This window comes from Pelagicoccus sp. SDUM812003, assembly GCF_031127815.1.
In the GTDB taxonomy this organism is placed as follows: Bacteria; Verrucomicrobiota; Verrucomicrobiia; order Opitutales; family Opitutaceae; genus Pelagicoccus.
The window spans coordinates 13,955-37,718 of the sequence record NZ_JARXHY010000022.1 but is presented as its reverse complement, the minus strand read 5'-3'; the positions used below and the strand labels follow the sequence as shown (position 1 = coordinate 37,718).

Annotated in this window: 15 protein-coding genes and 1 tRNA gene; 7 read left to right on the top strand and 9 right to left on the bottom strand. The window is 58.5% G+C overall.

Annotation, left to right across the window (positions count from 1 at the left end; translation table 11 throughout):
• The first annotated feature begins 309 nt into the window (after positions 1-309).
• The 4 genes from QEH54_RS21115 to QEH54_RS21100 all read left to right on the top strand — a co-directional run bounded on the left by QEH54_RS21115 (position 310) and on the right by QEH54_RS21100 (position 6,263).
• Positions 310-1,860, top strand: coding sequence for a BON domain-containing protein (locus QEH54_RS21115; protein ID WP_309020708.1), 1,551 nt, complete (start codon positions 310-312; stop codon positions 1,858-1,860).
• Between the two features lie 120 nt (positions 1,861-1,980).
• Positions 1,981-3,399 (top strand): class II fumarate hydratase, encoded by a 1,419-nt coding sequence (locus QEH54_RS21110; RefSeq protein ID WP_309020707.1) that lies wholly within the window; start codon positions 1,981-1,983, stop codon positions 3,397-3,399.
• Positions 3,392-5,539 (top strand): VTT domain-containing protein, encoded by a 2,148-nt coding sequence (locus tag QEH54_RS21105; RefSeq protein WP_309020706.1) that lies wholly within the window; start codon positions 3,392-3,394, stop codon positions 5,537-5,539. The genes QEH54_RS21110 and QEH54_RS21105 overlap by 8 nt, the downstream gene beginning before the upstream one ends.
• On the top strand, positions 5,532-6,263 hold the full coding sequence (locus tag QEH54_RS21100) for an endonuclease/exonuclease/phosphatase family protein (protein ID WP_309020705.1): 732 nt from the start codon (positions 5,532-5,534) through the stop codon (positions 6,261-6,263). Before QEH54_RS21105 ends, QEH54_RS21100 begins: the two co-directional genes overlap by 8 nt.
• A gap of 21 nt (positions 6,264-6,284) precedes the next feature.
• Here the strand turns inward: QEH54_RS21100 and QEH54_RS21095 are convergent, their stop codons facing one another.
• From QEH54_RS21095 to QEH54_RS21075, 5 genes are all read right to left on the bottom strand, one after another.
• Positions 6,285-9,788 carry an FG-GAP-like repeat-containing protein gene (locus QEH54_RS21095; protein WP_309020704.1) on the bottom strand — a complete coding sequence of 1,168 codons (3,504 nt, stop codon included), beginning with the start codon at positions 9,786-9,788 and terminating at the stop codon, positions 6,285-6,287.
• Between the two features lie 165 nt (positions 9,789-9,953).
• The gene (locus tag QEH54_RS21090; protein ID WP_309020703.1) at positions 9,954-13,169 is read right to left on the bottom strand and encodes a hypothetical protein; all 3,216 of its coding nucleotides are present in this window, start codon (positions 13,167-13,169) and stop codon (positions 9,954-9,956) included.
• Between the two features lie 462 nt (positions 13,170-13,631).
• Positions 13,632-14,162: an STN domain-containing protein gene (locus QEH54_RS21085; protein ID WP_309020702.1), complete on the bottom strand. Its 531-nt coding sequence runs from the start codon at positions 14,160-14,162 to the stop codon at positions 13,632-13,634.
• A gap of 27 nt (positions 14,163-14,189) precedes the next feature.
• The gene (locus tag QEH54_RS21080) at positions 14,190-15,275 is read right to left on the bottom strand and encodes a FecR domain-containing protein (protein ID WP_309020701.1); all 1,086 of its coding nucleotides are present in this window, start codon (positions 15,273-15,275) and stop codon (positions 14,190-14,192) included.
• Entirely contained in the window at positions 15,272-15,814 is a 543-nt protein-coding gene (locus QEH54_RS21075) for a sigma-70 family RNA polymerase sigma factor (RefSeq protein ID WP_309020700.1), read from the bottom strand. The genes QEH54_RS21080 and QEH54_RS21075 overlap by 4 nt, the downstream gene beginning before the upstream one ends.
• A 201-nt stretch (positions 15,815-16,015) precedes the next feature.
• Here QEH54_RS21075 and QEH54_RS21070 point away from each other — a divergent pair, with 201 nt between their 5' ends.
• Together QEH54_RS21070 and QEH54_RS21065 are read left to right on the top strand one after the other, a co-directional pair.
• Positions 16,016-16,540 (top strand): hypothetical protein, encoded by a 525-nt coding sequence (locus tag QEH54_RS21070; RefSeq protein ID WP_309020699.1) that lies wholly within the window; start codon positions 16,016-16,018, stop codon positions 16,538-16,540.
• A 486-nt stretch (positions 16,541-17,026) separates the two neighbouring features.
• Positions 17,027-18,238 carry a DUF418 domain-containing protein gene (locus QEH54_RS21065; RefSeq protein ID WP_309020698.1) on the top strand — a complete coding sequence of 404 codons (1,212 nt, stop codon included), beginning with the start codon at positions 17,027-17,029 and terminating at the stop codon, positions 18,236-18,238.
• Between the two features lie 64 nt (positions 18,239-18,302).
• Here the strand turns inward: QEH54_RS21065 and QEH54_RS21060 are convergent, their stop codons facing one another.
• On the bottom strand, positions 18,303-20,897 hold the full coding sequence (locus tag QEH54_RS21060; RefSeq protein WP_309020697.1) for a family 43 glycosylhydrolase: 2,595 nt from the start codon (positions 20,895-20,897) through the stop codon (positions 18,303-18,305).
• A gap of 407 nt (positions 20,898-21,304) precedes the next feature.
• On the opposite strand from QEH54_RS21060, the gene QEH54_RS21055 reads away from it, so the two are divergent.
• A complete protein-coding gene (locus tag QEH54_RS21055; RefSeq protein WP_309020696.1) occupies positions 21,305-21,574 on the top strand; it encodes a hypothetical protein in 270 nt (89 codons plus the stop codon).
• Positions 21,575-21,785: 211 nt separating this feature from the next.
• Here the strand turns inward: QEH54_RS21055 and QEH54_RS21050 are convergent, their stop codons facing one another.
• From QEH54_RS21050 to QEH54_RS21040, 3 genes are all read right to left on the bottom strand, one after another.
• On the bottom strand, positions 21,786-21,935 hold the full coding sequence (locus tag QEH54_RS21050) for a hypothetical protein (protein WP_309020695.1): 150 nt from the start codon (positions 21,933-21,935) through the stop codon (positions 21,786-21,788).
• 720 nt (positions 21,936-22,655) lie between these two features.
• On the bottom strand, positions 22,656-22,955 hold the full coding sequence (locus QEH54_RS21045) for a two-component regulator propeller domain-containing protein (protein WP_309020694.1): 300 nt from the start codon (positions 22,953-22,955) through the stop codon (positions 22,656-22,658).
• A 576-nt stretch (positions 22,956-23,531) separates the two neighbouring features.
• A tRNA-Glu gene (locus tag QEH54_RS21040) sits at positions 23,532-23,609 on the bottom strand.
• Positions 23,610-23,764 lie beyond the last annotated feature (155 nt).

Genomic DNA, 23,764 nt, shown 5'->3' with positions numbered 1-23,764 from the left:
CGCGAGCGAAAGCCCCTCCCTCCAAACACCCGACCAATTCGTCCTTCGCGTCTCGGCGCCCTGCCATCGGCATGGATGCCGTTGATCGCCAGGGCGCCCGTCGAACACGGCGCGGCGCCCGCCCGCAGTTGAATCCTGCACTATTCGCTAGGCTTGGCATCATGCGTTCTGCAATGCGGAGCCGCCCCTCGCCCCGTCTTCCGGGCTTGGCGCGCCCTTTGCACCTCCATGCGAAACGAGCTGCAACGCTCGAAACCGCCAAACGCACACGCGCCAAACTGGCGCAAAACCCAAACCACCGAAAGTACCATGAAACACTACCGCACAGAGATGCTAACGCTATGGCTATCCATCGTTATGGTCACTCTCGGATCGAGCTCGCTCACCTTGGCCGCGTCCGAGTCGCAGAGTGACATGACGGTTGACGACCCCTCCATCACCGTGGCGATCGAAGAGGAGTACTTGTTCGACAACGCCGTGCCATACAACGACATCGATATCACCACCATCGACGGCATCGTGAACCTGGAAGGCACCGTCAACAGCCTCGTCGCCAAACGACGTGCCACCTTGATCGCTGAAACGGTGAAAGGCGTCCGCGCCGTCAACAACCGCATCGAGGTGCAGACCAGCGACACCCTTTCCGCCGACGCTATGGAGGATATCGTGACAACCGCATTGCTACAGGATTCGGCTACGGAAAGCTACGAAATCCAAGTCGAGGCCGACGACGAGGGCTCCATCACCCTCACCGGCTCCGTCGACTCGTGGCAGGAAAAGCGGCTCGCCGAAATCGTCACCTCCAGCGTCGCAGGGGTCACTGAAGTGAACAACCTGATCAGCATCGACTACAAGACCGAGCGCCCGGACAGCGAAATGCAGGCGGAAATCGAACGCATGCTCTCCTGGAACATTCTGGTGGACGACTCCCTGATCGAAGTCGAAGTGATCGACGAAGACGCGAAACTCTCCGGCGTGGTGGGCAGTCTCGCCGAAAAGCGACAAGCTACCAACCTGGCCTGGGTGGCCGGAATCGACTCGGTCGACGCCAGCGGACTGACGGTCGAACGGTGGGCTCGCGACGAAGACCTGCGGGCCGGCAAATACACCCCGAAGACGGACGAGGAAATCCAGCACGCTCTCAACGACGCCCTGCTCTTCGACCCTCGCGTCATCAGCTTGACCATCGAACCCGAAGTAAACGCGGGCTGGGTATCGCTGCGAGGCAGGGTCCAGACCATGCGAGCTAAGGAAGCGGCCGAATCCATCGCTCGAAACACCGTAGGCGTAACCGGCGTATCGAACTTGCTAAAGGTCCGCTACGACAGCCCAGTCGACAAGCGGGAGATAGAGCAGACCGCTAAGGACAAGTTCTCCCGCGATCCCTGGCTGAGCGCTGAATCAATCCACCCCGTAGCCCGCGATGGCGAGCTGCGACTGACCGGGGTGGTGAGCAACCTCTTCGAAAAGGCCCGAGCGGAAACTCTCGCCCATTCGATAAACGGCGTGAACCGCGTGGAAAACCGTATCGAAGTTTTTGATACGGAATCCGTCGTGGTGTACGACCCCTACATCTGGAGCGACTACCCGCTCCCGTGGAGCTACTACTCCCCCGGAGAAACCGTGACCGCTAAGGTGCACGCCGACACGCCGGACGATCGCATCACCGCCAAGGAAATCGCCGAGGAGCTCTTCTGGAGTCCCTACGTTTCACTCGACGATGTGACGATCAGCGTGGAAGACGGCGTCGCTACGCTCATCGGCTCGGTCGACTCACGCAAGGAGAAGGACGCCGCTACCGAAAACGCCATCGAAGGTGGCGCCAGCGCCGTAATCAACGAGCTGACGGTCGATAGCTGACCTTGCCGCTCGCAAAAACGAGCTTTCTCACTACAACTCCCCAAGGAGCTCCTTGGGGAGTTGTTTTCTTGAAAAACCGCCAACGCTTCCCGCTCCATGACACACACCGCTTCACCCACTATGGAAACCGCAAACACCGAGCCCCGAGTCGAAACCGACTCGTTGGGAGAAATGAGCGTGCCAGGCGACGCGCTCTACGGAGCCTCAACCGCCCGAGCCCTGGAAAACTTCCCCATCAGCGGGATGACCATGCCCCTTCCCCTCATCCACGCCCTCGCTATGATCAAGAAGGCCTGCGCCTTCGCCAATCTCGAACGCGGCGAACTCGATTCCCAACGGGCCCAGCTCATCACACAAGCCGCCGAGGAAATCCGAGAAGGGCGTCACGACCACCAGTTTCAAGTCGACATTTTCCAAACCGGCTCCGGCACCTCCACCAACATGAACGTCAACGAAGTCATCGCGAATCGTTGCTCGCAACTGGCGGACGAGCCCATCGGATCAAAAAAACCGGTCCACCCAAACGACCACGTCAACAAGAGCCAATCCTCAAACGATACCATCCCCACCGCGCTTCACCTCAGCGTAGCCCTGGAAATCCGAGACACGCTTCAGCCAGCCATCAAACTGCTCGCCCGCGAGCTCGAGGAGAAAGCCGCCCTATGGAACGAGACCATCAAGCTGGGCCGTACCCATTTGATGGATGCAACGCCCATCACGCTTGGTCAGGAGTTCAGCGGATACGCGCGTCAGCTCCGCAAGGCCGAACAACGCTGCCAGCGGGCGATCGACGCCCTTAGCGAGCTCGCCCTCGGCGGGACCGCTGTCGGCACCGGACTCAACGCGCCCAGCGGATTCGCTCAAAGCGCCATCAATTTCCTTCGCAAGGACACCATGCTCGACCTGAGCGAAGCCCAAAACCACTTCGAAGCCCAGGCCGCGAGAGACGATCTGGTAGAGGTCGCCGGTCATCTCTGCGCCCTCTGCTCCTCCCTCACCAAGATCGCCAACGACATCCGCCTGCTGGGCAGCGGCCCTCGGTCAGGACTCGGCGAGCTCACTCTTCCGGCGACTCAACCGGGCTCCTCCATCATGCCTGGCAAGGTCAATCCCGTCATGCCAGAAATGCTGGTGCAAGTCTCCCACTACGCCATCGGCCAGTGCCAGACCGTGACACGATGCGGCCAAGACGGTCACTTCGAGCTCAACGCGACCATGCCGCTGATCGCTCACTGTATTCACAGTTCCATACATTGCCTAGCAAATGGCATCACGACCTTCGCGAAACGATGCATCGCGGATCTGAAAGCGAACGAATCGACCTGTTCCCATCACGCCCACAACGCTATCGGACTGGCCACCGCTCTCAATCCACATGTTGGATACGATACCGCTTCCTCCCTCGCCCAAAAGGCCCACGAGACCGGAGAGAGCGTCAAGGCGACCGCCCTCGCCCAAAACATTCTCTCGGAAGAGAAACTCGACGAGATCCTGGACCCGAAGCGGCTCGCCTTTCCAAACGCCCACGAAAATGCCTAGCTCCCCCCGAGACGCGCCTCCCGATTTCGCTTCCAACGCAGCGATCTGGAAAACCGCAAATGCCGAAGCGTTCACGCCTCTAGTGGACGCCGCCCCCTACTTCGCCGTTCTTCGTTCCGCTTTGCTCAAGGCTCAACGGCGCATCTGCATCGTAGCCTGGGAGTTCCACAGCCAGACCGAATTGTTGCACCAGGAAGCGGACGACGGTTATCCCACCGAAATCGGACCGCTGCTCAACGCCTTGCTCGAAGAAAGAGAGGACCTCGAAGCCTACCTGCTAGTCTGGGACTACGCCTTGATCTACCTGCAGGAGCGGGAGTGGAAGATCTTCTCCAACTGGCTAAACAATCCGCATCCGCGCCTTCATTTCGTCTCCGACGAAACCGCCCCTACCGGAGCGTCCCATCACCAGAAAATCGTCACCATCGACGACTCCATCGCCTTCTGCGGAGGCACCGATGTCAGTATCTCGCGGTGGGATCGCATCGAACACCGCTTCGAGGACCCGGACCGCGTCAACCCCGACGGCAAACCGTACATGCCCTATCACGATATCCACGCCGCAATGACTGGCGAGGTGGTGGACGCTCTGCAGGAGGTCGTATCCGAGCGATGGCTACACGCCACAGGGTCGAACCTGTCCGCTCTCCCCAAGGACCAAAGACACGACATATGGCCCGAGGACTTGGACAAGCGTTTCGAAAACGTGCCGCTCTCCCTCTCGAAAACCGAGGCCTCTCCCTTGGACTCGCCTTCGCAGATCCATCAGCTCCACCTCGATCTCTTCGCAGCCGCTAAATCATTCATCTACATAGAAAACCAATACTTCTCCTCCGAGTCGCTCTGCGTGGCTCTGGCAGAACGTCTCAAGGAAAAGGACGGACCGGAGATCATCCTAGTGCTGCCGCTCGACACCAGCGGTTGGCTGGTGGAAAGCACAGTCGGACTGCTCAGAGACCGCCTGCTGGAGCGACTCAAGGAAGCGGATACCTACGACCGGCTTCGCGTGTACTACCCGCTTACCCAGGGCGAGCGTGACAAGTCGCAAGCGATCTACGTCCACGCTAAGCTCATCGTAGTGGATGATAGGATACTGAAGATCGGCTCCTCGAACCTCAGCAATCGATCCATGAGCGTAGACTCGGAAATCGATTTCAGCCTGGCTTTCGAAAAAACCAACGATTCGATCGCCTCGTTCCGTCAAACGCTCATCGCGCAGCATTTTTCCGCGGAGCCAAAGGCTTGGCAGGAGGCCGAGGAAAAGGAGGCGTCGCTTGCGAGCTGCTTCGACGCCTTCAGTCGGAAGTCCGGTCAGCGAAACCTGCAGCCCCTGTCCTACGGCTGCGACTCGCAGCTGAAACGAAGCCTCGCCGACACTCAACTCCTGGATCCGGAGGATCCGATCGACCCGGAGTTTCTCATTCAGAAGAACCTGGACAAGCAGGAGCGCTCGCGGACCTGGAAAAACGTCCTCACTCTCTTCGTCTCCCTGTCATGCGCCGCCCTGCTCGGGCTAGGCATCTACTGGGCATGGGGAAGCTACTTCGGCAAGGAGGAAGCCATCGCGTTTACGGAGTCTCTCTCCGAAAGCCCCTGGGCGCCTTTGATCGCCTTCTGCCTATTCACCTTCGGCGGCACCGCTGGCATTCCGCTCAACGCCATGCTGATAACGGTGGCAGTGGTCATGGGCTCGCGCTTCGCCATCACCTACGGCGTCAGCGGCGCCATCGTAAGCAGCTGCATCGGCTTCGCTCTCGGGCACGCACTCGGCAAACCTCTCATTCGCAAGCTTGGCTCGGGAGCAGTGGACGCGGTCAGCCGCAAGTTGGGCGAGCGCAGCTTCCGATCCGTGGCCTTCGTCCGTCTCCTGCCCATCGCTCCCTTTTTCATGGTCAACATGGTAGCGGGCGCCTCCCACTTGAAATTCAAGGAATACCTGATCGGCACCATCCTCGGCATGGCCCCTGGCATGTGCATGGTGGTGCTGCTCGCGAATCGAATCGAGGCAACCGCTCGAAACCCGAGCTGGGGCACCACCCTCAGTCTCCTCCTCGTAGTGGGAATTCTAGTACTAGGAATGAGCTATTTGAGAAAATCGCTTGGAGCCAATCGCGAGCAATCCCCGCCTAGCCATGCCTAAAAGGAATCTGGTCCGACTCCTAACCTACAACATTCACGGTTGCATCGGAACCAACGGCCAATACGACTTCCGCCCCATTCTGGATCTGCTGAACCACTGCGCGGCCGATGTGGTCGCCCTGCAGGAAGTCTACGATGAAACCGACAAGCAACGCCAGTTTTTGGCCGCGCTGCACGAGTCCGCGTATCCTCATGTCGCATACGGTCCAACTCTTCACCATCCGGAACGAGGCGACTACGGAAACGTGCTGCTTTCGAAGTGGCCTCTGAAAAACCTGCAGCGCATCGACCTCAGCGTGCCGGGACGCGAGCCGCGCGGAGCCATCCGGGCCACCATCGAGATGCCAAGCCTCAAGCTCGATCTCACCGCGACTCACCTCGGGCTTAGCCGAACGGAACGCAACCTGCAGCTGGCAATCCTTTTCAAACGCTGGGGCAACGCCTTCCATCGAGCTAGCCTACGCCGACCTCTTGTCCTGATGGGAGACCTCAACGAATGGCTGCCGCGGTCCTCGATCCTCTCAAAGCTCGAAAACCGGTTCGGCGCCACCGCGAGCTTTCGCAGCTTTCCCAGCACGTTTCCCCTTTTCTCTCTCGACCACATCTTCGCTCGTCCTCGCGGCATCGTGCAAACCATCGGCACGGAACAAAGCGAACCCTTTCGCTACGCCTCGGACCACCTGCCCTTGGTCGCGGAGCTCGCCCCGCGACGATGGGTCGTATAGATGGGCGGCAGCCAATCTTCCCTAACGCTCTATGGTCAGGATTCGCTGGCCGGGATCGAGCGCTCGGCGATCCACATGACCATCGGGCCAGCGCAGCATCAGCTCCAGTTCCGACGCCCCTGCGGGCAATCCGAAGAAAACGTACCGACTGGACGCCCCCAGCCCGCCTCCTCCGCAGCTGAGTTCCCGAATCTGAGACCAACCTCCGCCATCGCTCAACGCCAGCAACGAGCCGATCGCCATGGCGTTTCCTGGTCTACCCTTGAGCTCGATTCGCAGGGTGCCGCCCTCCGGTTTCGCCTGATTTCGATAAGCCAGCACGCTGCTATGGTTTCTGGTGAGCAGAAAGTCCGGCCTTCCATCATCGTCGATATCCGTCAGACAAAGGGCCCTCGCGTCACCTGTCACCAGCAATCCACTACGTTGCGTTGCGACCGCAACAAAACCTCCGGCTCCATCGCCCCGTAAAAGCTGACTCAATCCGCCATCGTACCGTCCCACGCTGGGAATCGGTGAAAAGTCGTTCTGCAAGGCGTATAGATCATCCCATCCATCCCCGTCGAAATCCCCAGCTGCGATTCCTTGAAAGGGAGCGAACTGCGCCAACAGGGGGAAGGGCTGAAACTGATGCCGCCCTGAGGGCGAGCTCATCAACACGCCACTTCGAAGCTCCGTCACTTCGAATCTATGCGACGATTGCAGGAACCTTTCGCCAACCACCTGTTCCAACGAAGCCTTGGCGTAAGCGTCATTTCCCGAAAACCTCTCCTGCAGCCCGGGTACTCGTTTTTTCAATACATCCCAAGTTCGAACCGGATAGAGCGTCCCGTCCTCGTACTTCCCTTCGATCAGATGCTTCTTTCCTCCCGCCTGAAACGCTCCGTAGAGCAGGACCGCAGGTTCCGCCTTTGATGCCCTATACGGAGTGTTCAGCCCATCGTTGCCCAGCGCATAGTCCATGCGCCCATCGGAATTGAAGTCCGCTGCGACGATGGAATTCCATGCTCCCAAGCCCGCCGTATCGAATCCCCAATCCTCGCTCGCCTCCACGAAGCCTGAGCCTTGCGCATTGCGAAAGCAGCGGACTGCTCCCAATTTCGTCACCACGATAAGGTCCTGCCAGCCATCGCGATCGACGTCCGACCAGAGCGCGTCGGTCACCATCCCGAGGTGATCCGTCTCGCCGAGCAGTTTCGCCCCGGCGCTCGAAAACGCGCCGCTTTCATTCTCCCACAAGGCGCTGCGAGGAGACATCGGGTAGTCGCCTGGCTCCACCCTGCCGCCGAGAAACAGATCCAGGTCTCCGTCGCGATCGTAATCCGCCACCGCCGCCGCTCCCACGCTGACCGGGAAGTCCGGCAGAGCGTAGGTTCGCGAGGAGTCGAAGTTTCCCGCTCCATCGTTGAGCAGCAGCCACGGCTGATAGCTTGCATCCCCGGATGGGGCAGCCACTCCGCCCTTTGTGACCAAGAGATCGTTCCAACCGTCGCCATCCGCATCGAAGATGAGCACGGGTCCGTCGTTCACCCTCGGATCTCCGATGCGGAACGGCGTTTGCTCCACCGAAGCGCCTTCCGGCTTCAACTCGAAAATCGTCAGCGGATCCAGAGACGTTCCGCCAACGACGACGGACCCGCCGCCCCGCCCATGCAATTCCCCGATCGCCAGCGCCGGTCCGATTCGATTGTGACGGCGAGGAAGAAACGGCTGGTCCTTGCGCTCGAAGAGGAATCCTTCGCGGCTTCGATGAAGCAAGCCGATAGCGCGACTCATTTCGGAAAAAAGTGGTTCCGCCCTCCTCTCCTCTTCCCGAATCCTAGTATTCTCTTCTTTGATACAATATCGGTATCCGGCGGGCAGTTCACCTATCTCCTGTACGTTCCCGCTCGGCCAGCGTACCACGACGCGATCCGCCTTATGCGCTTCTCCAAGTCCGAAGTGCAGAATCGGCTCACTCGTCGAGGCGTATCCACGGGATAGCGACAGCGCTTTGGTCTGCGAGCCGATCGACGTTTCTACGGTGACCAAGGCTCCGATGCCGTAACGGTTTGAGCCATCCCCTTCGAGCTCCAGCACAATTCGCCCTCCTTTCTGCGACCCGTTTCGAAGCATGCTCACGCCTTTCTTGTAGTTGGCGTACACCAGATCGAGGTCCCCATCACAGTCGAGGTCGCCCGTCGCGGCTCCGAAACTGATTCCCATTTCATCGAGCCCCCATTCAGCGCCGACTTCCTCGAAACGTAGATCGCCAAGATTGCGATAGCTGAGATTTCTCTCGCTCAGCGGAGGACTCGATTTCACCACCGCTACGCGTTGCTGAGGCGACTTGGCCGATCGGAGCGTCCTCATCAAGTCCGTATTGTGGAGCTCGCGCACCATGCCGTTGGTGACGTGCAGATCGGTCCAACCATCGTTATCGAAATCTTCGAAACGCAGCGACCAGGTCCAATCCGTAGCAGCCAGCCCCATGGCCTGCGCTCCTTCCGCGAAGGGTCCCATGCCGGAGTTCAGGTAGACCGCGTTTCTCGGGTATTGCTGGGCAGCGAAGGGGTTCGAAACAGGATCCGTCGCCTCCTCTCGCCCATGCACCATGCCGCGCATGTCCTTTTCGTGCGTGGTCGTGGCCATGTCAGCTACCATGAAATCGATCAAACCATCTCCGTTCAGATCCGCTATGTCAGCGCCCATTGAGGAATTCGGCGTGCGCGATACCACGTAGCCTAAGACGTCCACAAAGCGTCCGTCCCCAGTATTGTGATACAGTTTGTCGGCAGGCGTAAAATCGTTCGCCACGTACAAATCGGGCCAGCCGTCGGCGTTGTAGTCCATCCATGTCGCGGAGTGCCCCTGTCCCACGCCTTCGATGCCTGCGGCCTGCGTGACATCCTCGAAGGTCCCGTCTCCCCGGTTGCGAAAGAGCAGATCCGGCTCGCCGCTCGGATTCTCTCGAATGTCGAAAAGGTTCGTTAGAAGATAGAAATCCAAGTCGCCATCTCGATCATAGTCGCTGAACGACGCCATACCACTCGAACTCGTTACGGCCACGCCCGCTTCCTCGCCCACCTCGTCGAAGGTGCCGTCACCGCTATTCAAATACAGAAAATTAGGCGCTCCGAAACGACAGACGTAGAGGTCGAGATATCCATCACCGTTCACATCGGCAAACGCAACCCCCTGGGTCCACACACCCGTTTCGCCTCCTACGCCCGATTCCTCCGTCACGTCTTCAAAGCGAAAATCGCCAAGGTTCCGAAACAACCGGTCCGACTCCGTCTTGCTGGCCACAAACAGGTCTGGAAGCCCGTCTCGATCGTAGTCGCCGATCGCGACGCCGGTCCCCATGGCGCCTAGGGTGAACTCGAGAAAGCGCTTTCCCCACATGTCCGGGTCCGCATAGTCATTGCGATCGATCAAGCCGGATCGCTCACGCTCAACCGCTTCGAAAAGGGTATCCGACTTTTGGGCGCTCGGTTGCGAAAGCCTTGCCTTCTCTATCACTTGAGCCCCTCCAAGGGAACTGATCATGGAGAAGAACGCGACCCTCTGAAGGGTCCGAACGACGGGATCTGAAGCTGCTTCGAAACGTATCCGCATGGTCCTAAACGCAGAAAGCGAAGGCCGAGCAAGCGGCCTTCGCTGTAAGCGCAATTTCTGTGCTACCTACTACTCTTGGGATCGATTTCTTTCACCCTAGAATTCCAAACTCGTTGTGAAGAAGAACTGGCGCGGATCGACGATGCGGAAGGCGGTCTTTTGCCCGTCCGGGTTGACCGCTATCGGCTGAAGGCCACCATCCTCCAAAGCGTCTCGCACGTTCAGCTGAAACTTCAAGGTCGCCTTGTCCGACATGACTGGCATGGTGTAGCTGGCCCACAGGTCGACGTGGAACTCCTCACCGGAGTAGACTGGCTTGTCACCATCCAACCTACGAATGACGCCGTCAGGATCGGCAGGAGCGCCCAGGTAGCCGATGATCGCGCTATCCTCCCAGCGAGCGCTGCCGCCTATGCCGACTCCTTGCAGCGGACCATTCATGAACTGATAGTTGGTGATCGCGTTCCAGCGCCATTCCCGCTGTCCCGGCGTGGCCTTACCCGCAAGAGTCGTCTGCAAGGCCATCTGCGAATCGACATTGGCATTGAACCACTTTTCCGGCGTATTCAAAACCCCATGCAGCGCATTGCGCTTGGTGCCGATATCGAACGGCGCGTTGTCGTTGTCGTAATCCCAGAAGCTCTGGAAGCCCTCGGGCAAGGCATCGGAGCTAGCGCTCTGCCAGAGAGCGAGCCGCTCCTCGCGCCAGCGATAGTACTCTGGAGCGATATCGCTAAACACGGTCTCCTGCTGGGCCACGTTGAACTTGAAGTTCCAGTTCGGAAGCGGGTTGTAAATCACCTGCAGCTCCACGCCCTCAGACTCCAGCGTGCTGGTGCCCAGGACCGAATCGTTGTACTGCGCATAGTTTTCTGGATACTGGGTAATCTCTGCGACACGGGCTTCAGCCGCCGCTCCCTCCAGCCCTTCCTCCTGTGCCACATAGCTGGCCCAATCGCCGAAGAAGTCCTCGTCGAAGTAGCCCATGCGCCAAATGAAAGTGCCAGTGCCGCCAACGCGGGAGTTGAGCTGTCCAGTTTCGAAGAAGTTCAGGTTCGCGTAGAGCTTGCCCTCGAAGAGGTTGACTCCGACGCCCCAGTCCTTGCCTTCTCCCGTCGGCAGCGGAAGCGGTTCTCCAGTGGAGATGTCGTAGACCACGCCTTCGGGCGTGAAGTTGTCCGACTCGTTGTAGTGGAAATTCAACCACTCGGTGGGCTTGAAGACGATACCCGCAGTCGAAGTGTCTCCAGACACTTCCTGCCAATCGTTCCACTCAGTCCCGACGTCCTCCGGATACGCTTCCCCTGTGGCAGGATCGATCGTGGGGAAAACGGAGCTACGTCCTCGATTGTCGTCCGTGCGCCAGCCTAGAGTCGTGACGATCCTGTCCTCCCAGAAGGCGCTTTGCAGCACGAAGGCTGTCGAATCAGTCTCCTGTTCGTTGGATCCGGATACGAAGTGCAAGGTCTCGTCGGTACGAACCGATTCGGTGGTCCAAGTCCAGTTATCCAAGCTCGCATCCGCCGCCACCGCGCTATCGGGATAGGCGACAGGCATCTGAAAGTTGCGATTCTCGTTGATAACGATGCCAGGGGAATAGGAAACGTTTCCGTCCGCTCCTCCAAGATACATCCGACGATAGACCGCTCCGCCTGTGCCCGCGGTCAGGTTCTCCTGATTCACCCAAGGGTTGTCGGAATGAGTGACCTGACGGAATCGGTATCCAGTATTATCATACTCTCGCGATGACGCTAGGGCCATCGCCCGATGCGAACCGAGATGGCGTGTGATGCCATCCGTCTCCGTGAAATCGAGCTCATAGGCCAGAGTGGCGCGCATCACAGTATTGTTCTCCGTCTGCAAAAAGCGGTCCGGCTCGCGAATCTCAACGAAGGGGTGTCCGAAATAGGGATTCGGGCTTCCATCCAAGAGATGGGTATTGGGATCGATCTCAATGGTCGCTCCAGTTTGCTGGCCGATGAAGTAGCTATTGTTCGCCTCGTAGCTTTCATCGTAGTACCCAAGGTTCAAATACAGATTTGGCATGATCTGCTGATCCAGCTCGAAACTGGCAATCGATGCGTCGCTGTTTCCCACGTTGCTCGATACGATATTGATTTCCTCCCAATCGTAGACCGATTGATCGGTCACGCCTGGGTAAATGAAGAGCGGCTGGTCGATCGACCCGCTTGAGGTCAGCATACGGTAGACCGAATTTCCGTTCACCTCGTTCGGGTTGGTGGATAGGCTACGCTGGTAGGCTTGCTGGAACTCCCCTTGATCGAAGACGAAGAGGGGTCGTCCGGACGGTACAGCCAAACCATCCGGCAAGTCGCTGTTCGAATCGATCGGACCATAGCTCGTGCCATTGACGGTGTACGTCCGCTCGATCGGGTTCCACGCCGGGCTGCCGGCCTGTCTCCACGGAGTCACCAAATCGCGCGGCGTCACGTTGTTCGGGCGCTGGGCTTCGTTCTCGTAGTTTTCGTAGTTCGCGCGAATGGTGGTCCTCTCCCACGGCTGAGCCGTGATCGAGAGGTACTGACGATCCGTCTCGTCCTTCGATGGCTTGCGACGGAAGCCCTTCTCCTCATGCAAGGCGGCGACGTATACCGCTAGCTTGTTGTCCAGCAGCGGCTTGTTGTAGCTGAGGCCAAAACGCTTCGCGCCCCAGCTTCCAATCCTGGCTTCGACTCGGCCGAACTCGTCGCCGATCACCGCCTTGTCCTGGCTTTGGTTCACGATCCCCGCGGCGCTGCCTAGGCCGAAGAGAATGGAGTTCGGTCCGCGATTGATCTCGATGGTTCGCGTATTGTAGGCGTCGAAGGGGATGCGAGCGATGCTGGGGAAGTAGTCCCTCGCCGTATCCGCTGGAGCGATACCGCGCACCCGATTGGCGACTCCCGGACCGCTGGCGATATTGCCGTTGCTCTTGCCCGCTCCCACGTCGTCGATGGCGCCGCTCTTGTCGACGCCGTAGGCGGTGTAGTTTCCTAGGCCCTCGGTGTTCGCTTCGTAAAGAAACACGTCGTTGATGTCGACCGCGGCGGTGTCTTCCAGCTGCTGATCCGTCACCACGGTGATGGAAGAGGCCAGGTCGGATATGCTGCTATTCAGACGACTGCCCGCGAGGGTGTTTTCCGAATAATAGCCAATGTCGTTTTCAGAGTGCTTCACTTCAAACGGGGAGAGTTCAAAAACCTCTTCCTCCGAACTGGCGTCCTGAGCGGTGCCCACGGTAGTGACCACCGCGGCGCCGAGGCCGAACAGGCCACCAAAGAATTTACGCAGGGGTTTGTTTTTCTGTTTCATCAGGGTTGTATCTTGCAGTTCATCCATCCGGCGAGCTTCGTCGCCAGAGGGCTTGGTTGGTTGCTCCACTACAACAGCCAAAGCGCCTGTCTCCCTATCGCATATATAAGACAATGGACTATCCGATAAAAGGGTGATCAGAGCTTCCTCTGTTGTCATTTCACCAACTACCGCCTTCGTTTTATAACCGCGCACACTGGCTGCATCAAAAATGATACTGACCTCCGCTTGCTTAGCAAAGCGCTTCAAAGCGACCGCCGCGTCCTCCTGTTTCAGGTCAAAGACATGCGCATCCTGCATGGAAGCGATTCCAAATAGGAGAACAGACAGCGAAGCCAAGAGTACGAACGCTCGCCGAATCAATCGAACAATCTGGGGCATTTACGAGCAGCGTGGCAATGGCGTATAACATTTAGGCAATATGTTGGTTTACTACTACAAACCTCGCCATGGCCTTTTCCGCTAAACCTTTTTAAATTTTATATCAACTTTCCGTTCCAAGGGTTCAGATTCCATATATTCTCTTACGTGGCCAAGCGCGGCCATGCCGCGGTACGGACTGGCGCACCTGCAAATTTGTTGAATCCATGGGAGGGGTGGCGAAGAAGGGCCCTGGGCCGAGCTCTCCTTCTCGTCCGTGGCAGACTCCCGCCCCAGCTCCTCGCTGAGCCCTCGCCCCACCGCGAAAGCCCCGGTCGCGGCGTCCCTATCCGCCGTCAATCCCGTGCCGCTTAACATCTTGCCCAAGGCATCGCTTGGCGAATAGGAGCCGCTGACTGCGTTGGTCAACGCTCCTTCCACCGCCTCGGCATCGTATATGATCTCCACCTTGGCCTGTTTGGCGAACTGCATCAGGGTCAGATCGGCTCGGCCAGCAGGCAGATCGAAGTCATGCCTCTCCTGAGTCCGGGCGCAGCCAAGCAAACCAGCTAGTATAACCAATGCCAGCGAACCTAGGCGCTGGATACGATCAAGTCTCCAACGCAGGCGCATTCGAACGATATATCAAACCGATAGGCATTATTTCACGACTTGCCGAGCCTCGGGTTCGGCTCTTTTTAGCAAGATTTCCTCATCTCTATAGACGGCTCGCAAATCGAAGCTCAGCTCCATAAGACGGACGAAGCCCTCGACATTGTCGGACCAAAAGGAGCAGCTCAACGAAATCTGTCGGATCTCCTCGCTGTCGACGACGATCTTTATAGCGTTTCTCCGATTGAATTCCTCTATAATGGTCATCAACGGGACGGCGTCGAAATCGAGCAGCTTGGGCTGCCAGATCAAGGCTTGCTCGATAAACTCGCGCTCGATCGAATAGACTTCCAGCCGAGGCCGTTGTCGGTCTTCCTTCACCACGGCGCGCTGGCCAACCGTAACCACCGGACTCTCCGACTCTTCGCCTCGCTCCACTTCGCGGGTCTCCACCTTGACCCGACCTTCCGTCACGATCAGGTCCACCAAAGCTGCATCGGCCCGCACGTTGAAGACGGTGCCCAAGGCTCGTAGGGTGACCTGATTCACCTCGACCACGAAGGGGCGATTCGGATCCTTGGCCACTTTGAAGTTCGCTTCCCCGCTCACCAAGCGCAAGCGACGCTCCGCAGCGGTGTAATGGGTTTCCACTCGGGCTCCTCGATTCAACTCGACTTCCGAACCATCGGGCAGGTTTAGCTTTTCGATGCGGCTGAAGGACGGTATCCGCTCCTCCTGAGCGGCTACGGGGACGCTGGTTGGCCGGGACTTTGCTTCCTCGAAGTCCCAAAGCTTGAATACGAGAAGCAGACAAGCCGCAGCAGGAAGCAACGCCGCACCCCACTTGACCAGCCGACGGATCTGGTGGGCCCGGGCGTACGGATTTCCAGGGGCCAGCAGATCCGGCTCGATGGGGGAGTGCCGTGACGAGGGCAGACCGGATAGCCGGTCGAGCTCAGCCCAGCCCCAGGCGCAGAGCTTCATCGCTTCCCGATGGCTGCGATCCACGGCCAACCAATTGGTATAGTCATCCTGCTCTCGCGCCGTGAGCCCACGGTCGATTTTGAGGGTCCAGTCGGCTGCCTGGCGCTCCACTTCGCTACTGATGGCGCTACGCGTCTCTCGCTTCTTCATGTTTGCTTGCGTGTCGGATACCCTTTCCGACGGAAGTACTCGATACACTTTCGCAGCCCGATGCTTCCCTGGGCTTCTACAGTGTGTTCCGAAATGCCGAGCCGGTTCGCGACCTCCTTCTGCGACAGGCCATAGATCTTTCTCAAGGTCATCACCTGACGGCAACGCCTCGGCAGCGACTGGATGGCCGCGATGAGATGCTGCACCTCCTCCTTCACCGCCAAGTTGTCCAGCGGCGATCGCATCTCGTCCACGATGCTGAGCGGATCCATCTCCCGGCTCCCTTCCGGACGCTCGTATCGGAGGTGGCGGAGGTGGTTGAGGGCTAGATTGCGAGCGGTCACGAAGAGAAAGGCTCGCGGGTTCACGATCGGTCCGGAGGCTCTGGCCTTGATCAGACGACGAAAGCTCTCTTGCAGCAGGTCGTCCACATCGCTGATGGATGGAAAACGAGCCCGCAGCCAGGCCTTCAAATCGTCCTGATGAGGCAAAATCTCGCTATCAAACCATTGCGTCGTCTCTGGTTCGCTGAATTCCATAGGTCGGGGTAAGCACAGAAAAGAAGCGCAACAGGGCTTCCTCCTATGAAACACTTCATACCGCAGGTTCCGCTAAAGGAAACTCACCGAAAAACGGATCGTCAGAAACAACCTTCTTCGGTCCGAAGCGCCGCCTGGAGTTTCGCCTGATGGGATTTCCGGCTTCCCAGTCATCGAGAGGTCTGGATCGTTCCCCTAGATATGATTCCTCGCTTTCCAAGCTCGTCGAACGAAGAGGCGCCGTTCGAGTACCGTCGTTTCGACGAAGTCGACCCCGCGGCTTTCATCGCCTTGCTGAATCGCGCCAAGATTCGAGAACACCTGGTTCAGCACGATCCCTTTGATGCGACGTCTATCAATATCTGGATACAGGAAAAACTCGATGTCGATGCGACCGCGGGCTGTCGCGTACGGGCCATCACCTACCAAGACGCGCTTGTCGGCTGGTGCGGAATCCAAGCCAACGGCGACGACTTCGAACTAGCGATCGTCATCGACGAACAGCACTGGGGCATCGGCAAACGCGTGTTCCAGAAACTCATGCTCTGGGCCAGGGCCCTCGGACATTCGGAGGTTCTGATTCACTTTCTCCATACGCGTCCCGAGTACCGCTTTCTGCGACGGGTCGCATCCAAGGTGTTCGAGAGCGAGTGGCTCGGAAGAACCTTCACCAGCTATCAACTGCGGGTGGACGCCTTCGCAGCGCCAACAGCCAGACTTCGTTGAAATCGAGATAGGACCTGCGCGGCCGCCGGCGTTGTGGAAACGCGCCCCGCGTCCCATTGCGGAGCCTGGGGCGCTTCTGCGCCTCGGTTGCAGCGCCCTCAGGCCCTTGCCAAGCGCTTGAATAAAAAAACGGCCTGCAGATTCGCCAAAGCAACGCCTCGCTCGCCAGAGCTCAGCCGAACCTGGTATTCAGCTCTCAACTACTCAGTCCCCTTCCTGCTTCGTTTTCAAAAAAAACGGCAAGCTTCCCCCGAACAGGGGATAGACCAGACGACCGCAAACGCGTATCCTAAATTCCGATTCGCGAACGGAATTCCGTCGCTTGCTAATGCCCCCGATCAGGCGTTCTGATTTCACCACCTAGCCTGTATAATATTTTTGGGCACTGGCGAGCGACGCGACAAGATCGCGGCATCTCTCCGTAAAAGGCGAGGCCCAACGGACCGCCTTTCCCTCCCCCCAAAAAACCTCAGACGTCTCGCGCGCATGTCACTTCCAACGACCCTGCCGGCTTCTTCACGCTACGACCTGGTGGACGCCCTCCGCGGCTTCGCCATTATGGGCATTCTGCTCCTGCATAGCATCGAGCATTTCAACTACTACGTCTTTCCGGACAACGCCCTGCAACCGGAGTGGATGGTCGAGCTCAACGGTGCCATCTGGACCGGCATGTTCTTCATCTTCGGCAGCAAGGCCTATGGCATCTTCGCCCTCTTGTTCGGCTTCACCTTTCATCTCCAGTTCAGTCGAAGAGCGAAGGATGGCGTCGATTTCGGACCGATTTTTCTCTGGAGGATGCTGATCCTTTTCGGATTCGCCTGGGTGAACTCCATCCTTTTCCCCGGAGAAGTGCTGCTCATCTACGCCCTGCTGGGGCCCATTCTCTTCTTCATGCGTCACCTGAGCAATCGCATGCTGCTTCTTGTCGGTTGCCTCTTTCTGGCCCAACCGTTGGAGCTCTACCAGCTTGCCCAAGCGTATTGGAACCCCAACTACGAGAGAATAGACATGCGAGTCGGCGAGTTTTGGGGCCTGACCAGCAGCTACATGAGCGAAGGCAGCTTTTGGTCCCTGGCCGCGAATTCATGGACCGGCTTCAAATCCACATTCTTTTGGTCCCTGGAAAACGGTCGCATCGAGCAAACCGCCGGCCTATTTACCCTCGGCGTCTTCATCGGTCGACAAGGCTGGTTCGAGACCGGCCAGCGGCTCAGGAAGCGTTGGCTCACCGTTCTCGGGGTCAGCTCGACGATCTTCGCCGCATTTCTCCTCTTCGAATTCAACGTTCTCTCGTCAGTGAACGATCAATACAGATGGGCCCTGCAAACGCTGAGCAACGTATGGAAAAACCTTTTCCAGATCGGCGCGATGGTTTCCCTATTCTGCTCGCTGCACGCCACCGGGTGGTTTCGTGCGTTGGTCAAACCCTTGCGAAGCTACGGCCGCATGAGCCTTTCGAACTACATGATGCAATCGCTCGTCGGCGGCTTCATCTTCTATCCCTACGGCCTCGCTCTGGCCGAGCATTTCAACACCGTATATAGCCTTCTCCTTGGCTTCGGGCTCTTCGTCGGCTTCGTCACCTTCTGCAACCTCTGGTTTCTCAAGTTCAAGCAGGGCCCTTGCGAAATGCTCTGGCACTACCTGACCTGGCTTCCCCTGAAACGACGGCCCATCGCCACCAAACAAGCAGCGTGAGGGCAAAGCCGCCGCGCCCGAAGGCGTGGCGGCTGAAATCGTTTCTTCTCGATCGATCGTCTGATCAGTCTGCAAGCAAGGGGTCGGTTCCGTCCTCGAACTCCTGCTCGTTGGTGCGCTTGTCCTTGTCAGGATCCGCCCCGTTGGCGGCGATGCCAGTCGCTTCGAGCTGGGCGAAGTGGATCACCCTCCATTGCTCGAATGCGCTCAGCCACGGCTGATCGGTAGCCAGCACCACGGAGAAAGCGTCCACTCCGATGGTCTTGGAGTTTCCGTTGAGCGGCGTGATGCCGAACACCCCAGCGTAAAGGTCCGCCTCGCCTTCGAGGAAACCAGGCTGGGTGGTCGGAGCCCACGACACGCCATCGACAGCGTAGCCCCACTGCCCGTTCTCGCGAGCGATAGTGACATCCATGCCATCGCTAACATCGAGACCGAATCCCGCGAATCGACCGCTGTGATCGACCGCATTCTGAGAATGAGTGGCGAAGTACTCCGGAGCCGCGAAGACGATGGTGCCAGCTCGCGTAAGAGCGTCCTTGCTCGTACCAACGTAGAGGCCGACCTGATCGATCAGCTCCAGCCCGACCAGCGGCAGGAAGCTAACCGAGATCGCGAAATCGCCTTCGCCGCCAAAGCCGAGACCAGCGAGCGATACGCCGGGCATGCTAGCGCCAGCCAGGCCTGCTCCGCCGAAGAAATCGGAAGTCGTAGTCTGCACCTTGAGCGCGCCAGCGGAGGTGTCCAACTCGACCAGCGGATCCAGCTCTGGCAAGTCCCCGCCAGTGCCCGGAAGGCGATGGGTGAAACCTGTGGCCGCGCCATCGACATCTAGCAGCCCGCCTGCTGCTTCGGAATCGAAGTCGAGCGACACTCGCTCCACTGTTGTCGGCGCGTAGGTGGCGAGATCAAAGGTGTACAGGTACTCGATCGGGTTGTCTGGAGCGGTGTTCATCACTCGAACCGTCACTGTGTAAACCTGTCCCGCATCGGTTAGCGTCGGTCGCCAGTTCACGTAGCCGGTAGCCCGATCCACCGACATGCCTGTAGGTCCCTCCTCCAGGGTGTAGCTGTAGACGCTGTGAGGGTTCCCTTTCGGCTGGGGCAACTGGAACGAGAAATCGTATCCAAAAAGCGCCGAGCGCTCCTGAAGCAGCTGGTACTCGGTAGGACGTTCGCTCACCACCGTCTTGCTACCCCAAATCGATACGCCTTGGTCGGAATGGGCCGAAAAACAATAAACCCACGCGGCCTGCTCATCGTCCCACTCCGTGCTGAACACGCCTAGATAGCGCTCTCCCTCCAGCTCGATTTCAATGCGGTCGCCCGGGCGGCGCTTCCATTTGCCAGAGGCTTCGCCCGTCACCTTTCCATTTGGTTGCAGCGTGATCAGCAAGGAAGGGCTCACCGCGCCGGAAATCTCCTTTTCATGAAGGATCAGCTTGTAGTCGCCCGGAACATCGCTGCGGCGCTCATGGGCCGTCTCCTCGCCTGCGTAGCGATGCGGAGCCATGACCGGCCACCCCTCTTCGTTGAAGTACAGCTCGTGCACGCGCACTTCGTGGGCTTCGCCCCGACCTACGAAGCGAGTGTGGAAAATGTTGTACCAGTTTCCCGTATCCGGATCTCGGATCACTGAATTGTGCCCTGGCGACAGATAACCGGTGGACTCAGCGAGCTCGCCCTCCTCCGGGAGAAACTGCCAGTTTCCCGCAAGCTTCAACCCATGCGGTTCGATGGTCGAAAAGTCCCATTCGACCTCGGCTTCAGTCATGTTGGTCCCCTGTGGGTCGTAGTAGGGCCCATCCGGGTTTTCCGAACGAAACACACGCATGTTATAGCCATCCGCGGCCCCGAGGCCTCCGAAGGAAAGAAACAAGTAGTAGTATCCAGTTTCTGGATTATACTCGATGAAGGGCCCTTCCATCCTGGCATGGTCGCCTCCCATGAGAAAGGTTCCCCAGCCCTGACCATCGAGCGGCATGCCGGAAACCGGATCCATCTCCAAAATATAGATACCGCCCGAGTAGGAGCCATAGGTCATCCACAAGCGCCCTTCCTCATCGTAAAACAACGCAGGATCGATGGTATTCGGATCCACGCTAGGATTGAATCCCGGCACTCCGGTCCCCGCCCGCATGATCTCGCCTAGGTCCGTGTACGGACCCTCGATCTCGTCCGCCACCGCAAGCCCCATGTAGCTGCGATAGCCCTCATAATCAGTCCAAACGTTGTAATAGTAGTAGAACCTGCCGTCTTCGAGCTGGATCACGTCCGCGGCCCATAGCGTGCCCGCCGCCGTCCAGTCGATGAGCTCCGAAAGCTCGCTCTGAAAGGTGTCGAAGTGAGGCGGATTGCCCGCGTTCACCGTGGAGGCCACTTGCGTCCAGTTCAGCAAATCCTCCGACCATGCGGAAGCCCCATGGGAACCGAACACGTAGTAGCGATCGCCCGCCTTGATCACCGATGGATCATGCACCGAAACATTGGAATAGGTTGGAATATCCTGCGGCGGCTGCTTCGCATCGACTTGAGAAACGAAACCGGAAAGGCCAAGTAGGCCGCAACCAAGCGCAAGGCTGGCTGATGATAGGGTACGCGAGAGCCGCGAGAACTGAGAACGTAGCTCCTCGCCGCCCAATGAAGACAGTGAGCTCATAGATTAGGGATGGTGTTTAGATTACACTAGGAATGCGTGACCAGACATCGCAGTCCGATCCGCAGGGTGGGTACTCAGGAAAAAATGCGCGAACGCCCCAGGAAACCCGCCAGAAAAAACGCCTAACGTCACAAACTCGCTTCACGCGCCGCGGGAACTCGAACGCGCTTCGCGGCGTAACTGGTGAAAACGCCGAAGTGAACCTTCGTAAGGGAATCAAAGACGAGCCAGTTTCGTATCCAGTTTCTCTCTACAAGTAGACGAACATCCCAACCAAGCAGTCGCTCACGGACTGCGTTTTGCGTCTTGTCCCATGCAGCTTGCATCGTCTCGATGCGCGATAACCGGCCCCTGCTGTGGTCCTCTCGTCGAGCCCGCATTGGTATGGTTTGAGCTAAATTTCAACTATGAACAATCTACCGAAACTCTACCTGCCCGAGGACCAAGCGGACACCCACCCGGTGGCCGAATTTCTCGAAACCCATGGCATCGGCTTCCGCGACCGATCCGGGGCGCCACTCAACGAGGTGGCCGACGAAACCGGCATCGATCAGGAAAGCATCTCCGGCAAGCTGCCCGTTCTCCAATGGCAGGACGGATCTAAGCTGGAGAACTGCGATACCGATTCACTGATCTCGTTTCTCCACGACCGCGGCTACGAGCTAGAGGACAGCTAAGCGACCCCCCAAAAAGCACGGCTCCGCGCGCGAATGCGAGCTGTCTCGAAAAGGAATCGGCTGATGGTTCCAAACCACGCGTTTTTTGCTAGCGTGCAAGACCGCCAGACCTTCGTCGCTTCAAGCACAAGGCCCACGCGCCTTTCACTCGACTTCAGTGTCCTTATAATGGATACACTTTATAAAACGTGCGATCGGTGTTCAGCATCTCCTAAACCTCCGGCGACTCCGACTCGTCCCCGCGCCAGGCAAGTTTGAAATAGAACGCATTCTTTCCGTTCGAAACAACTTCGGCGACCGTCACCGGCTCCTCGAGCAGGGTGCCGGGTTTCGGATCTGATCGTTTCCCGCTTGTAGTCATTGAAGGCGTTTCTTCCTTGATCGCCAAAACCGACAGGTCGACCTAAGTTGGAACTCGTCGTCGCGCCTTCGAGCCAAGTCGGCGTTTTGGGATTGTCACAGAAGTTGAATACAGAGGGATCACTCAGCGTTTGATCGAAGTATTCGACCGCTCCTTGATGAGCGCCCTGAAAAGGCCGATCGCAGGCAGAAAATTCCTCAGACACCTTATCCGCGCTGCGAGCGACCTCCAGCCCTTCGTAGACATCGCATTGCAACCACGCCGCGCGGCCCTCCGCCACCGCTTTCATGGCCGCCTTTTCGACCCGGAAAATGCCTCGGCTCGCGTCCATCCACAAATATCCCAGCCCGTCGGGCACAATCGCGTACACCGAGTCCTCATGCAGGCCGTCGCTACGAGTGAGGACGTTCGCATCGCCCTACTCTATGCGCAAGCCCCGCCTCACGCATCCGACCACGCAATCATCCACGAAGCGATCCATGTTCTATCGCGAGCCGAAAAAGTACACGTCGCCATCCCGAGCCACGAAAATTCGCTCGATCCAACTTGAAGTGAATCCGTCGGAAGCGCCGCGACCAAAGTTCTGGAAGCGGCCGTCCCGGTAGCGAGACACCCCATTGGGCGTTCCGATCCAAACGGCTCCGTCAACCCCACTCGCCACCGACAGGGCCGCATCCGACACCATTGCCTTCCGAGGAAGCGTTGGTTGGAAAGAGCGTATCAGAAAGCTGCGTCAGACCATTGGAGGTGCCAATCCATATGCTGCCGTCCTCGGACTCGGCCAGCGAGACTGGAGATCATCCGACCGCCAGCTTCCTCATCCGCCAAGTCGCCTGCCATTCGAAAACTGGCCCCGTCGAAAAAGACCAGCCCGGCCGAGGTGCCCAGCCAGATTCGCCCATCTGAGGACTGAGCGAGTGTCCGCACCACATTCGCCGGCAAGCCGTGGTCTCGGCGGCTCCCGTACTGCCGCAGGCTCAAGTCCGGATCCACCACCTCTACCTGGCACAGAGTTGCCACCACGAAAAGCGCGAAAGCGGCCACCCGCGCCGTCACAGCGGGCGACCAGGGGCAAATGGGGCAAACAGTCGTAACGGGTCTTTCCCAAGCCTTACTTGGTCGCATACCAAGCCCAGTACATCCTCGCACGCCCACTTGACACTTGATTCACCCCCCTGTCCCGCCATTTCCCCAATGGGCCCGACCGGCCCCGGGTAAAGTTAGTCCGAAATCAATGAAAATCAACGACCCCGCCAACGGGTAGTCCGATCGCATGGGGGACGCGCGATCGCAATTCCACCCTTCAAAGACGAGCCCTCAACGTTCGCGAAAACACTACTCGCGAGGCAGTGGCGGCAGATGTCCGCTCTCTTCCCAGCGCAACAACCTTAACACGATGCGCCAAGTCGTGCGCAGCAGCATCGACCAGGCCGCCAAAGCCCACGGCTTTGGCGGCCCGTAAAGGATTGGTTGTCGCTGACGCTTCAAGTCCTGCGGACTCGCTCTTCGCGCGCCCCTTCTCCGCTCGCAGGCTCGCTACGTCGAACCTCTCTTTTACGGTTCTCATCCTTTCCCCGCCACCATCTCCTTCAGAGCTGGCGTCCCGTAAAGGATTCGAACCTCTGTCTCTTGGATGAAATCCAAGTGTCCTAAACCTGGCTAGACGAACGGGACCAACTGGCACAAAGCAGCGAACGGTAGAAAAGCGCCTTTCACATGCAAGAAATTTTGCTTCCGGTCGGGGCGGCCGACCTCGCCCCCTCCAACATCTAGGTCCCCCGCTCCACGCGCACCAGCAGGCGTCCATTGCGGTCTTGATCGGCTGGGAC